This is a genomic window from Kitasatospora sp. NPDC033851 (genome assembly GCF_055576085.1).
This window is the reverse complement of the sequence record NZ_JBVIRL010000016.1, coordinates 127789-141471: the sequence shown is the minus strand read 5'-3', so window position 1 is coordinate 141471 and position 13683 is coordinate 127789. Positions and strand designations below refer to the sequence as shown.

The window sequence follows — 13683 nt, the reverse complement described above, 5'->3', positions numbered from 1 at the left end:
TCTTTTCTCGGCCGGTCGCCCCGCTATCCCGGAATTCCGTGGACAGTCGGGGCGACCGGCTCAGCCATTTCCGCCCACGACCAGTCCGTCCACAACTGGTCCACCTCATCGCGCACTTCCCGCAGCACCGCGAGCAGCTTGCCCCGCACTGAGCCACGCACGTGCGGCGCCACTCGCGCCCGCCCTCCTGACGGCACACCCCGCCGCAGACGCGCCCCCAGCGGGAGGCGCTGTACCGTACCGCTCCGGTGATCCGGTGATCCGGTGATCCGGTGATCGACGCGTGCAACCCGTTCGGCAGAGCGGGAGTACTCACGGATGGAGAGGCGCCGCTCCGGCCATTCATCCCCTGCGCGATCGAGGAGAACCATGACCCAGGCACGGACCAAGAAGCTCGCCGCAGCCGCCGCGGCCGCCACCGTCGTCGCGCTGGCGGGCCTCGCCCTGAGCACGTCCGCCAGCGCCGACTCCACCCCCGCGAACCCCCCGGCCGACGTCAATCCGCTCGCCTCGGCGATCGCCGCCGCGAAGGCCTCGGCCGCCGCCGCGCCCGCCACGCCGAAGAGCTCCCCCACCGCCGCACCCGTCGCCTCGGGGCCGGCCGCCGCGCCGCAGTCGACGACCGTGGGCAGCGGTGTGCTGGACGGCGCCACCTGGTCGGTGACGCTGACCTACTACCCCATCGTCCCCGCCGACTACGCGCCCGGCGAGAAGACCACCGGCAGCCTGGTCTGCCTGCGGACCGCCTACAACGACCGGGTCACCAGCCCGTACGGCGACTGCGCCGGCGTCAAGAGCCCCACCGACACCAGCCCCAGCGGCATGTACGGCGAGCACAACCTGCCCAACGGCGCCAGGCTCTTCCTCGCCCAGCCCGCCGCGAACGTCGCCGGCGCCACCATGACCTTCGGCAACGCCGCACCCACCACCGTCGCCACCGCCACCGTCCCCGGCACCGCCTTCACCGCCTACGCCATCCCCGTCCCCGCCGCCTCGCACATGAGCGCCCTCGACGAGTACGACACCCAACACCGCACCGTCGGCCACCGGAACTTCTGACCCCTCACCGACCCGAAGGACACCCATTTCCGTGCGCAGCGGCCCACAGCGTGCAGGCGAGGACGCCGGCTTCAGCGAGTTCGTGGTGGCCCGGTGGGGGGCGCTGGTGCAGACCGCCTATCTGCTCACCGGCGACTTCCACGAGGCCGAGGACTTGGTGCAGACCACCCTCGCGAAGGCGTATCCGCACTGGCGGCGGATCGACCCGGACACCGCCGCGAGCTACCTGCGGCGCGCGCTGGTGAACAACAACCGCAGCCGGTACCGGCGACGAAGGGTCAGCCACCTGCTGACGCCCTTCCTGCCGGACACCCCGGCGCCGGCGGCCGCCCACGGCGGCGAGGACCGAGACCTGCTGGTCGCGGCCCTCGCCGGGCTGCCCGAACGCCAGCGGGCCGTGGTGGTACTGCGCTACTGGGAGGACCTGAGCCTGGAGCAGGTCGCCGACGAACTCGGGTGCAGCATCGGCACGGTGAAGAGCCAGGCGTCCCGGGCGCTGACCAGGCTGCGCGCCGACCCCACCCTGCTCGACCACGCCGCCGACCTGTTGGGAGCGACCCCATGACCGATCGACTCCATGACGCCCTCGCCCGTTCGGCCGGGCGAGTCACCCCGTCGCCCGCGCCGGTCGCCGAGATCCTGCGGTCGGGCCGGGCCCGGCGCACCCGTCGCCGCCGGGCGCTGGCCGGCGTCGTGGCCGGCGCCCTGGCCTGCGCCGTGGCCGGCGTGCTCGCGCTCTCCTCGGACCCGCGGGACCCGGCGGGACCACCGCGGTCCGAGTTCGCCGCCGCGCCGCCGCCCCCGGTCGCGGGCGAGCTGTCGACGACCGTGGGCAGCGGTGTGCTGGACGGCGCCACCTGGTCGGTGACGCTGACCTACTACCCCGCCGCCCCCGCCGGCTACGCACCCGGTGGGAGGAGCACCGGTGGCCTGGTCTGCCTCCGGACCGCCTACAACGGCCTGGTCAGCAGCCCGTACGGCGACTGCGCCGGCGTCAAGAGCCCCATCGACACCGGCCCCAGCGGCATCTACGGCCAGCAGAACCTGCCCAACGGCGCGAGCCTCTTCACCGCCCAGCCCGCCGCGAACGTCGCCGACGCCACCATGACCTTCGGCAACGCCGCACCCACGACCGCCACCACCGCCACCATCCCCGGCACCACCTTCACCGCCTACGCCATCCCCGTCCCCGCCGCCTCGCACATGAACACCCTCGACGAGTACGACACCCAACACCGCACCGTCGGCCACCAGAACCTGTGAGGGCCCGTTGGCCTCCGGACTGCGCAGGAAGTCGGCCGGTCCGACTTCCTGCGCAGCGTGCCGGCCGTCCACCGCCCCCACGGCCACGGCGGCGTGTCGAGTGGCGATTCACCTCCCGCGACGAAATCGTGACCGGCAGTAAACCCACCAGAAAGGGTCAAAATGCCTGAAGTCACCACCCCGTACCCGACCGGCACTCCGTGCTGGGTCGATCTGATGGCGAAGGACCAGCAGGCCGCGCTGGACTTCTACCGGGACCTCCTCGGCTGGCAGGGCCGGCCCGGCCCGGCCGAGTTCGGCGGCTACGCGGTCTGCGAGCTCGACGGCAAGGCCGTGGCCGGCATCGGCCCGGCGATGACCCCCGAGGGGATGCCGGAGCCGCCGACCGTCTGGAACAGCTATCTGGCGACCACCGACGCCCAGGCCACCCAGGACGCGATCGTCGCCGCCGGCGGCACCCTGCTCGTCCCGGTCGTGGACGTCGGCAACCTGGGCCGGATGCTGATCGCCGCCGACCGGCAGGGCGCGGTGTTCGGTGCCTGGCAGCCGGGCGAGTTCTCCGGCGCCCGGGTGGTCAACGAGGCCGGCGCGCTGACCTGGAACGAGCTGCACACCAGCGACATCCAGGCCGCGACAGCCTTCTACGGCGAGGCGTTCGGCATCGAGATCGAGCCGCTGGACGGCGCGGACTCGTACTGGGAACTGCGGGTCGGCGGCCGCGCGGTCGGCGGCGCCACCCTCCTCGCCAACGACCCGCCCGGCACCCCGGCGCACTGGCTGACCTACTTCGCGGTCGACGACGTCGATTCCACCGTGGACGCCCTGGTCAAGCGCGGAGGTACCGTCCTCGCCCCGCCGTTCGACATGGTGGCCGGCCGGATGACCGTCGCCACCGACCCCCAGGGTGCGGCCTTCGCCATGATCAAGCCCACCCCGATGTAGCCCTTCGAGCCGCCACCGAGCCCACCGAGCCCACCGCCGCCCGCCCGGAACCGTCCGGTCGGGCGGTTCTCGTTCTCCGGCCACCCCGGCTCACACCTCAACACACATATACTCACACTCACTCACACCTAAGGGCAGAACGGCGACATCTGGGGCCAGAACCTCGCCACCCCGGTGATTCCAACCACCGGCGCTGGCACTGGAATTCGGCCATCCAGTACCGCACGCAGAACATCGGCGGCTCCGGTTCGGCCGGCCGCGCGACCCTGAGCCCGGCCATCGCGGCCTTCCCGGACCTGCTGCACTTCATCGTCGTCGGCGCCAACGAGCGCATCTACCAGGGCGCCATGGGCGTCAACAGGAACTTCAGCCCCTGGTCCGAACTGCCGGGCGGCGCCCGGACGGAGTCCGCGGCCGCCGCCTCGACCTCGCCCGACAACCGCCTGACCGTCCTCCACCGCGGCACCGACAACCGCATCTACCGCCAGGGCCTGAACGTCCGCTACTGGCAGTGGGACAACAACTGGCAGCAGATCAGGAACACCAACACCAACGCCGCCCCGTCGATCGCGTACAACGGCCGTGACGGCCTGATGGTCGAGGCCTGGCGCGACGCCAACACCGGCCAGATCCTGACCTCCGAGAGCCTGACCTACGCCGCCGAGGCGACGGCCCCCCAGGGTGTGCCGCGCGGTAACAACGTCGCCAGCCCGTCGGCCCCGCGCGTGGACTCCGAGCCCGACGGTGTCGGCATGACCATCCGGGGTGGCAACTTCTACGACATCCAGGGCCACTACTTCCGGGCCAACATCATCTACAACATCCACAACTACTACGGCTGATCCCGGGCCCGACTCCGCCCCGGATTATGCGCAGGAAGTCGGCCCATCCGACTTCCTGCGCACCAATCGCGACCGCAGCACTCCCGCCTACTGCCGAGCGGACCGCAGCCACCCCGCGAGCCCGAGGCAGAGCAGGCACGCCCCGGCCAGGACCAGCGGAATCACCGCCGCCCCGCCCGACCCGCTGAGCGCCCCCACCACCGCCGGCACGACGGCGTTGCCGAGCATGCAGCAGAGCGTCAGCACGGAGGTCGCCTGCTGCGGCACCTCCGCCACGCCGGAGACCCAGGCGATCAGGGTCGGCAGCACCGGCGCGAGCGCCAGGCCGGCCAGCGGGTAGGCCACCACCGCGAGGTGCGGCACGGCGGCCAGCGCCAGCGCGCCGACCCCGGCCGCCAGGTAGCCGGGCAGGGTGGTGCGGCCCGACAGCCGCCTGGTCAGCTGCGGGAGGACCAGGCGCCCGATGGCCATCCCGGCCCAGAACCCCGAGGCCGCCGTCGTCGCGGCCTGCATGCTCCAGCCGTCGCGCACCAGCTGGGTCGACTGCCAGGTGCCGATGCTGGTCTCCATGCCCGCGTAGACCAGGCCCACCAGCAGGAACGGGAGCAACTCCAGCCCGATCCGCGCGCGTTGTCCGCCCTGCGCCGCCTGCCCGCCCTGCGCCGCCTGCCCGCCCTGCGACGGCTGCCCGCCCGACGCGGCTTCGGGGGTGGCGAGCACCGCCCCCGCCCGTCCGACCAGGAAGCACGGCAGCGCGCACACCGCCGCCGCCAGGGCGAGCAGCCGGATGTCCGTGTGCCCGACGGCCCCCGCGGCCAGCGGGCCCAGCATGGCGCCGATTCCGAAGACCGCGTTCAGCCGGTTGACCATCACCACGCTGTTCCCGGCGAACCCGCGCGCGAACGCGGTGTTGAGAGTGAGCGCCAGCCCGCCGTACCCGATGCCGGTGACGGCCGCGCAGCCGAGGTAGGCGGTCCAGCCGGGGCTGGCCGCCATCCCGGCCGCGCCCGCCGCGAAGACCGCGAGCAGGACGGGCGGCGCCGCCCGGACGTTCAGCCGCCGCCCCAGCAGCCCGATGCAGACGGTCGCCGCGAGCGCGCCGAGGTTGTACGCGGAGACCACCCGCCCGACCTCGTGCTCGGCGCCGAAGCGCTCCCGCAGGAAGGGGAGCGAAGCGCCGAGCGAGGCGGTGAGCACGCCCAGGACGAGGAAGACGCAGAACGCCGAGACCGCCGCCGACCTGGCCATCACCGGCGCCGCCGGTTCAGCCCGGTCAGCCGCTTCAGCCGCTTCAGCCCGTTCGACGTGCTCAACGTCCTCAACGTGCTCAACATCCTCAGCCTGATCGGCCGAGGCCCCCGGCGCCCGCGGTATCGAGTCCACGAGCGCCGGGTTCGACGCGGCCCGGCGCGCCTCAGCCACCGTTGGGCCCGACGGCGAGCACCACGGTGACCCGCCCGTCCGGGTCGGTCAGCGTGATCGCCCCGCCCCCGTCGCCGTCCGCCACCACCAACGCGGTGAAGTCCGGTACGGCGACCACCGCGCCGGCCTCGACGAGGGCCGACCCGCCGATCCCGACGCACACCGCCCCCGCCGCGACCGCCGAGCGCACCCCGCTGACCGAGTCCTCGAAGACCAGCGCGCGCTGCGGCCGGATCCCGAGCCCCCGGCAGGCCGCCAGGTACGGGTCCGGGTGCGGCTTGCCCCGCTCGACGTCGTCCCGGGTGACCCGCACCCGGAAGACGTCGAGCAGGTCGAGCCCGCCCAGCGCGTTGTCGATCTTCCGGGTCCAGCTGCTGGTGGCCAGGCCGATCGGCACACCGGCGTCCCGGAGGCGGGTGGCGAGCCCGTCGGCGCCGGGGACGGACCGGTACGGGGCCTCTTCCTCGACGGTGTCGACCTCGGCCCAGATCGCCTTCCGGTCGGCGTCCGAGTGGTCGGGGAAGATCAGCCGCACCGTCTGGTCGCCGGTCCGCCCGTGGACGTACTCCTCGATCTCCGGGTCGGCCAGGACCCGGCCGTGGCGCCGAGCCACCGACCGCCACGCCTCCTCGATCACGGGCCTGGAGTCGATCAGGACCCCGTCCATGTCGAAGACGACGGCCTCGACCTCGTACCGCGTTCCGGCGTGCGGCTGCATCGGTCTCCTCACTCGGCGTTCATGCCATACGGTCTGACGATAGTTCAATGCTCGTCGGCCAGGCGGTCAACTGGACTAGACCTCACGGCTGACCTCACGACTGACCCCCCGGCCGATCGAGCCACCGGCCTAGCCGGACTGCCGCGCCATGAAGGTGTTGGCGGAGTCCTTCCAGACCAGGTACACGTCGTCGACGAGCAGCAGGTCGATCACCTCGTCGGCCAGCGGGTCCAGCGCGTCGCGGTGCGATCCGACGATCGGCTCCTCGTGCTTGTTGAACGAGGTGTTCACCAGCGCCGCCTGGCCGCTGCGGTCGTACCAGGCCATCAGCAGCTCGTGCAGGAACGGGTCGTCCTGGGCCCGGACGATCTGCGGGCGGGCGGTGTTGTCGACGTGCACCACCGCCGGGCAGGCCTTGGCGAACGTCTCGTGGCAGTCGTAGGTGATCGTCATGAACAGCGCCGACGGCTGCTCGGGCTCCCAGCCCACGTAGCAGTCCGCCGCCAGGTCCTCGGCGGTGATCGGCGCGAAGGGCATGAACTCGGTACGGTTCAGCCGCTTGTTGAGCCAGTCGTTCATGGTCACGTCGGCGGTGCCGTAGATGACGCTGCGCCGGCCGAGGGCGCGCGGGCCGAACTCCATCCGGCCGCGGTAGGTGCCGATGACCTGGTCCGCCTCCAGTGCGCCCAGCAGCACCTCCTGCATGGACTCGCCGATCCGCCGGTAGCGCAGCTCGGGGTAGTCCCGCAGGAGCTCCTCCAGCCGGCCCTCGGAGATCGCGGCGTCCGGCCCGAGCGCCATCGAGGGCACCCGCGGGCGCTCGCCGGTCTCCCGGTGGGCCACGATCACGGCGGTCTGCAGCGGCAGCCCGCCGTCGCCCATCGGCGGCAGCACGTAGATGTTCCGCACGCCCTCGGTCTCGAAGATCCGCTGGTTGAGCTTGACGTTGGCGAACACGCCGCCGGACAGGCAGACGTTGCCGCTGGGCACCCGGCCGACGTGCCGCGCCACCACGGCGGTCAGCAGGTCCTCCACGTGCCGCTGGGCCGCGGCCGCGACGTCGGCCGGCTCGTGGGTGGCGATCTCGGCCAGCAGCGCCTCGGAGTAGCCCTCGTAGGACGGCTGGTACCAGTCGCCGCAGCGGGCGCGGATCGCGCCGTTCTCCTCGACGTCGATCATCCGCCGCATCAGCGGGAGGAGCTTCTCCGGGTCGCCGTTGGCGGCCAGGCCGGTGATCTTGCCCTCGTGGCGGTTGGGGCGGAAGCCGAGCAGCTTGGTGATCCGACCGTAGAAGTAGCCGAGGCTGTCGATCGAGGTCTCGCGCTGGAGCACCTCCTCGCCGCCGGGGAAGTAGTGCGTGACGGTCAGGGACTGGAAGTCCCCACGGCCGTCGCAGGTGACCACGAGGGCGTCGTCGAACGGGGAGCAGAGGTAGGCGCCCAGCCCGTGCGACTCGTGGTGGTCGACGTGAACCACCTTGCCGCGCAGCCCGTTCGCTTCGATGAAGGCATCGAACTCGCCGCGCTTCTCGCGGTCGTTCTGAATTTCGTCGGATATCCGCTTGCGGAGGTGCGGAAGCGCCTCGGGGCGCAGCCTGGCCTCCTCCGAAATGCGGTCCACATAGAGCAGCAGGTGCTTTTCGGCGCTGAATCCCGCCTGCCACCCGTAGGCCACCCGGTCGACATCGGAAAGGGTGACCCCGGCCTCCTTCAGGACGTAGTCGATCGACTGCTCCGGCCAGGCCTTGTGGTCCTTGATCCGGGAGAAGCGCTCCTCGCTGACGGCCGCGACGACCGTTCCGTCCTGAACCAGGCAGGCGCCGGCCAGGTCGTTGTTGGTGATTCCGAGAACAAGCATGTGCCGCCCCAATGATTAGTCGCGGGAATGGCTCGCCGGCATTTCCGCGGATTCGGCGAACTGGTGAGGTGGAGTGCACCGCGACTCTATGGAGTGGTTTCCCGGGAGATCAACGACGCCGTGGGAAATCCGGTCAACCTGACCACCCGTCGGACGGTGACGCCGGGGCGGCCGTTTGGTTAACAACAGTTCGTAGCTCGATCATCCGTGCTGGCAGAGTGACACATGCTCGACAAGAGGTCTGGACCACTACCCTGTTGATCACTGTGGGTAGCTGTCCGGAAACAGTCTTTCCGACCCGCGAACCGGTGCGCGACCGGCACTTCCGCCACTTCCCGACCGTCCCCCCGGCGCCTCACCACTCGTGCTCCACCGGTCACATGACGCCTCGTCAGCCCCACGCGACGTCGGCGGCGACGTCGGCGGTCTCCACCCCTAGAAACGCCGAAGGCCAGACCGAAGCCTTCGCTTCGACCTGGCCTTCCCGGACCCGCGACCTACTGACGGCCCCCGTCAGCCCTGCTGCCCGTCAGTCCTGCGGTCCCCGCCAGTCCTCCTGCCCGTCCACCTCCACCAGGAAGTCCAGCGACGCCGCCCAGGCCCGCTCCGCCGCCTGCTCGTCGTAGTCCGGCAGCTCCGGGTCGGTGAACAGGTGCCCGGCCCCCCGGTAGCGGTGCACCTCGACCTCCGCCCCGGCCCGCCGCATCCGCAGGTACCAGGCGTTCAGCCAGTCCTCCGGCTCGAAGGGGTCCGGCTCCGCGATGTGCAGCTGGACGGGGATCGACGTGGCGGCGTCCTCCCGCAGGTCCGAGGTGCCGTGCAGGAGCAGCAGCCCGCGCGCCTTCTCGTCGGCCAGCGCCAGGTTCTGCGCGACGGCACCGCCGAGCGAGAAGCCCGCGTACACCAGCCCGCCCTCGGACACCGGCGCGGCGGCCGTCACCGCTCGCTTCAGCAGTTCGTCGCGGCCGCCGATCTCCTCCTGGAACTCCTGCGCCTCCTCGACCGAGTCGAAGGTCCGCCCGTCGAACAGGTCCGGCGTGTGCACGGTGTGTCCGGCGACGCGCAGCCGGTCGGCGGCGGCGTGCACGGCGGGGCGCAGCCCGTAGGCGGAGTGGAAGAGGACGATCTGGGCCACGGTTGGGGTCCTTCACCTGCAGAGGTCAGCTACCCACCCATGATCCCCCATGTCCCACCCGCCGCCACGACACCACCGGGCCCCATGACACCGTCCGGGCCCTACGACACCACGTCCTTGCGCGCGAACCCCCGGAACGCGAGCGCCAGCAGCACCGCCGCGTACGAGAGCGACAGCGAGACGCCCTGCACCATCCCGCCCCATTCCAGTTGCGGCTGCAGCGCGTCCGCCCAGGCGTACTGCCAGTGCGCCGGCAGCCATTCCCGCAGGTCGCCGAGCGCGGTGACGGCGTCCAGCACCCCGGTGATGATCGACGCGAACACCGCGCCGCCGACCGCGCCCAACGGCGCGTCCGTCGCCGTGGACAGCCAGAACGCGAGGGCCGCGATCACGATCTCGCTCAGGAAGACGAAGGCCACCGCGATGGCGATCCTGGGCAGCGCCTCGCCGGCCGGCAGGCTGGCCCCGGCGGGCAGCTTGAGGTCGCCCCACCCGTAGGCGGCGGTCCCGACGACCAGTCCGATCGCGGGCAGCATGACCACGGCGACCGCCGAGAACACCAGCCCGACCGTGAACTTGCGGGCCAGCAGCCGGGCCCGGGGCACGGGCGCGGCCAGCAGGTACCGCAGCGAGGACCAGCTGGCCTCCGAGGCGACGGTGTCCCCGCAGAACAGCGCGACCGGGATCACCAGCATGAAGCCGGTGCCCACGAAGAGCATGGTGACCGCGAAGTTGGCGCCCGAGGCGGTGGCCAGCTCGATGAAGGTGGTCCGGTCGGGTCGGCCCGGGGTGCCGCCGATCTGGAACGCGGCCAGGAGGACGAACGGCATGGCGGCCAGCACCGCGCCGATCACCAGGGTGCGGCGCCGGCGCAGCTGGCGCATCGCCTCCACCCGCAGCGGCAGCGTCCGGCTCGCCCGGTACCCCTCCGCGTGGTCAGCCGAGACTGCGGAGACCTCCGAGACCTGGCTCATCGCTCGCCACCTCCGATCAACGACAGGAACGCGTCCTCCAACCGCCGCTGCGGCCCGGCGCTCTGCACCGGCACCCCCAGCCGCACCAGCTCCGCGAGCAGTTCGCTCGCGGCCAGGCCGTCGAGCCGTACCAGCAGCCCGTCCTCGACGGCCTCCGCCGAGCCGACCCCGGCCAGCGCGGCCACCTTCTCGGCCGCCGACTCCGGGTCGTACGAAGCGGCGACGCCGATCATCAGCAGCTCCGACGACCCGACGATCTCACTGACGGCACCGGCCGTCACCAGCTTCCCTCGGTCCATCACGACCAGATCCGTACAGCTCTGCTCGACCTCGGACAGCAGGTGACTCGAAACGATCACCGTCCGCCCGCCCGCTGCGTACCGGATCATCACCTCGCGCATCTCGCGGATCTGCGGCGGGTCCAGCCCGTTGGTCGGCTCGTCCAGGATCAGCAGGTCCGGCATCCCGAGCATGGCCTGCGCGATCGCCAGCCGCTGCCGCATGCCCTGCGAGTACGTCCGCACCGCGCGGTCCAGCGCCTCCCCGAGCCCCGCGATGGCCAGCGCCCCCTCGAAGCACGCGTCGGCCTCCGGCCGCCCGGTCGCCTGCCAGTACAGCCGCAGGTTGGCCCGCCCGGTGAGGTGCGGCAGGAAGCCCGCTCCCTCCACGAACGCCCCGACCCGCGACAGCACCGGCGCCCCGGGCCGCACCAGGTGCCCGAAGATCCGGATCTCCCCGGCGTCCGGCCGGATCAGGCCCATCAGCATCCGCAGCGTGGTGGTCTTGCCCGCGCCGTTCGGCCCGAGCAGCCCGAGCACCTGCCCCTGGTCCACCCGGAAGCCCAACTCCCTTACGGCGTAGCGGTCCTGGGAGCCCTTGTAGCGCTTGCTCAGCCCGCTGATCCGCAGCGGGACCGCGGCCAGCTCCGGATCGAACTCCGGGCCGCCGGCCGCCCGCCGACGCCGCAGCCGCGGCGTCAGCACCAGGCCCGCAGCCACCACCACGGCGGCCAGCGGCAGCAGCCAGGTCCGCGCGGGCAGCGGCGCCGCTTCGGTGACCAGCTCCTGAACGGTCGGCGCGGTGATCACCCCGGCCGGCGCGACCTGGTAGGTGGCCGACTCGACGGGCGAGGCGTACGCGAGGTCGGTGCTCGCCAGCACCAGCCGCACCCGGTGCCCGGCCGGGAAGGTGTGGTCCACCGTCGGCAGCGCCACGGTGACCGTCCGCCCGGCGTCCGCGCCGGTGACCCGCAGCGGCGCGGCGAGCTGCTGCGGCAGCACCGCCTTGCCGTCCGGCCCGACGTCGTACAGCTTCGCGAACAGCACCGCGTCCGGCCGGTCCGCCTTCACCCGCACCGGCACGGTCGGCTGCCCGGTCAGGTGCAGCGGCGAGTCCAGCGGCGGCGAGTCGAAGGCGGCGTTCTGCCCGGGGAAGTCCAGCGACAGCCCGGCGCCCAGCGAGGCGGCCTGGCTCAGGGCGCCGATGCCCGGCAGCGTCGAGATCCCCGGCGGCGCCCCGCCGGGCGGGTTGGCGATGGTCTTCTCCCCGCCCGTCACCGCGACGGCCCGCGAGCCCGTCCCGCCGAGCCCGGGGTAGCGGTCGGCGGTGGCCCCGCGCAGCACGGCCTGGAAGCCGGTGGAGTCCACCCCGCCGGTCCGGGTCACCCGGAACGCCGGCCCGGTGTCGTTGCCGCGGCCTCGCAGGTAGTGCTCGAACCAGGCCGTCACCCGGTCGTCGACCCGCGCGCTGGTGTCCGTCCCCCCGTCGTGTCCGCCGGCGAACCAGTCCACCGCCACCGGCGCGCCGTTCGCGGCGATCGCCTGCGCGATCCGGTCGCCCTGGTCGAGCGGGAACAGCGAGTCCTGCTGCCCCTGCACCACCAGCGTGGGCGCCTTGAGCTGCGCGGCGACCGAGGACGGGCTGGAGCGGTCCAGCAGCGCGACGGCCTCCGGGTCGGCGTGCCCGGCGGTGGCGACCCGGTCGTACATCTGGCAGAGCGACTCCAGGAACCGCCCGCACCCGGCCTGCCCGTCCGCCATCGGCTTAGCCTCGCCGCCCTCGCGCGGCGCACCGCCGGACGGCCCGAGGTCCCCGGCCGAGCCGGTGGTGAAGAAGATCCCGGCCCACAGCTTCTTGAACACGCCGTCCGCCGCGGCCGAGCCCTGCACGCCCTGCGGGAACAGCGCGTCCGCCAGGTTCCACCAGGTGATCTGGGTCGCCACCGCGTCGATCCGGTGGTCGTACGCGGAGGCCAGCAGCGAGATCGCCCCGCCGTACGAGGCGCCGGTGATGCCGACCTTCGGGTCGCCGGGCCCGTCGAGCTGCACTTCGGGCCGCTGGGCCAACCAGTCCACCAGGTGCCGGACGTCCTCGACCTCGCGGTCCGGCGCGTTGAGGCCGATCTTGCCGCCCGAGCGGCCGAACCCGCGCGCCGACCAGGTCAGCACCGCGTACCCCTGCCGGGCGAGCTGCTGGGCGCGTTCGCGCTCGCCCTCCTTGGAGCCGCCGAAGCCGTGCGCCAGCAGCACCGCCGGACGCGGACCGCTTCCGGCGGTGAAGAACGAGGTGTCCAGCTGGACCTGCTGCGTGCCGCCGGGCGTCTCCGGCATGCTGAGGAAACGGTCCTCCTGTCGGACCGTCTGCTCACCGCCGGACGCCACTGTCGCCGTGCCCACCCCGGCCACCGCCACCAGGGCGACCGCACCGGCCAGCACCCTTCGCCTGACCGTCGTACCCCGGCCGCGCCAGCGACGCCATGCCCCACCGAACTCCATGGCCGCTGATCGTATCCGCCGTCCGGGTAGGCGCCTGATAAGCACCCCTGAAGCCGGCCCGCCGTGAGCCCGGTTCACCCCACTACGCCCGGGTTGCGTACGGCTCCGCCTCGCCTCTCCCCCACCCCCGAAACCCACCCCCGAAGCCCACCACCGAACACGAATTCCCCGCGCCCCGACGGGGCGCGGGGAACCGCGCGAAACGCAAGGCCTACAGCGCCGCCTACAGCACCCGGGTCATCGTCCGGTGCGGAATCCCGGCGTCGTCGTACACCGGTCCCTCCGCCACGTACCCGAGCCGCTCGTAGAACCCGAGCGCGTGGACCTGCGCGTGCAGCTCCACCTCCGAGGCCCCGCGCTCCGCCCCCGCGGCCTCGATCGCCCGCACGAGCTGCGCCCCCAGCCCGGTCCCCCGGGCCGCCGGCAGCACCGCGAGCCGCCCGAGCAGCACCCGCCCCTCGACGCCCCCGGTCAGCTCCCGCGCCTGGTCGCCGAAGATCAGCCGCCCGGTGCCGAGCGCGGCCCCGTCGGCGCCCACCGCCAGCAGGTGCACCGAGGTCCCGTCGTACCGGTCGTACTCCAGCTCCTCCGGCACGTTCTGCTCGACGATGAACACCTCCCGCCGGACCGCCCGCACGAGCGCCAGGTCGGCGTCACCCTCGGCGACCCGGATGGCGATCCCCACGCCAGTGCTCAT

Annotated in this window: 12 protein-coding genes; 5 read left to right on the top strand and 7 right to left on the bottom strand. The window is 72.7% G+C overall.

The features are described from left to right. Window positions 1–369 precede the first annotated feature (369 nt). From ACZ51D_RS27625 to ACZ51D_RS27605, 5 genes are all read left to right on the top strand, one after another. Entirely contained in the window at window positions 370–1059 is a 690-nt protein-coding gene (locus ACZ51D_RS27625; RefSeq protein ID WP_465663773.1) for a hypothetical protein, read from the top strand. A 31-nt stretch (window positions 1060–1090) separates the two neighbouring features. Further along, complete coding sequence (locus ACZ51D_RS27620) at window positions 1091–1624, top strand: SigE family RNA polymerase sigma factor (RefSeq protein WP_465621427.1); 534 nt, start codon at window positions 1091–1093, stop codon at window positions 1622–1624. Continuing rightward, window positions 1621–2322: a hypothetical protein gene (locus tag ACZ51D_RS27615; RefSeq protein ID WP_465663772.1), complete on the top strand. Its 702-nt coding sequence runs from the start codon at window positions 1621–1623 to the stop codon at window positions 2320–2322. The genes ACZ51D_RS27620 and ACZ51D_RS27615 overlap by 4 nt, the downstream gene beginning before the upstream one ends. Before the next feature lie 162 nt (window positions 2323–2484). Then, window positions 2485–3264 (top strand): VOC family protein, encoded by a 780-nt coding sequence (locus ACZ51D_RS27610; RefSeq protein WP_465621431.1) that lies wholly within the window; start codon window positions 2485–2487, stop codon window positions 3262–3264. 347 nt (window positions 3265–3611) lie between these two features. Next, a complete protein-coding gene (locus ACZ51D_RS27605) occupies window positions 3612–4106 on the top strand; it encodes a hypothetical protein (protein ID WP_465663771.1) in 495 nt (164 codons plus the stop codon). Between the two features lie 87 nt (window positions 4107–4193). Here ACZ51D_RS27605 and ACZ51D_RS27600 read toward each other — a convergent pair whose 3' ends face one another. The 7 genes from ACZ51D_RS27600 to ACZ51D_RS27570 form a co-directional block, all read right to left on the bottom strand. Continuing rightward, window positions 4194–5354 (bottom strand): MFS transporter, encoded by a 1161-nt coding sequence (locus ACZ51D_RS27600; RefSeq protein WP_465663770.1) that lies wholly within the window; start codon window positions 5352–5354, stop codon window positions 4194–4196. 166 nt (window positions 5355–5520) lie between these two features. Beyond that, window positions 5521–6246 carry an HAD family hydrolase gene (locus ACZ51D_RS27595; protein WP_465663769.1) on the bottom strand — a complete coding sequence of 242 codons (726 nt, stop codon included), beginning with the start codon at window positions 6244–6246 and terminating at the stop codon, window positions 5521–5523. 129 nt (window positions 6247–6375) lie between these two features. Then, window positions 6376–8103, bottom strand: a complete 1728-nt coding sequence (locus ACZ51D_RS27590) for a carbamoyltransferase family protein (protein ID WP_465663768.1) — start codon at window positions 8101–8103, stop codon at window positions 6376–6378. A gap of 529 nt (window positions 8104–8632) precedes the next feature. Beyond that, a complete protein-coding gene (locus tag ACZ51D_RS27585; protein ID WP_465663767.1) occupies window positions 8633–9238 on the bottom strand; it encodes a dienelactone hydrolase family protein in 606 nt (201 codons plus the stop codon). A gap of 101 nt (window positions 9239–9339) precedes the next feature. Further along, window positions 9340–10212: an ABC transporter permease gene (locus ACZ51D_RS27580; protein ID WP_465621440.1), complete on the bottom strand. Its 873-nt coding sequence runs from the start codon at window positions 10210–10212 to the stop codon at window positions 9340–9342. Further along, the gene (locus ACZ51D_RS27575; protein WP_465663766.1) at window positions 10209–12986 is read right to left on the bottom strand and encodes an alpha/beta fold hydrolase; all 2778 of its coding nucleotides are present in this window, start codon (window positions 12984–12986) and stop codon (window positions 10209–10211) included. Before ACZ51D_RS27575 ends, ACZ51D_RS27580 begins: the two co-directional genes overlap by 4 nt. Before the next feature lie 223 nt (window positions 12987–13209). Next, the gene (locus tag ACZ51D_RS27570) at window positions 13210–13683 is read right to left on the bottom strand and encodes a GNAT family N-acetyltransferase (RefSeq protein ID WP_465621444.1); all 474 of its coding nucleotides are present in this window, start codon (window positions 13681–13683) and stop codon (window positions 13210–13212) included.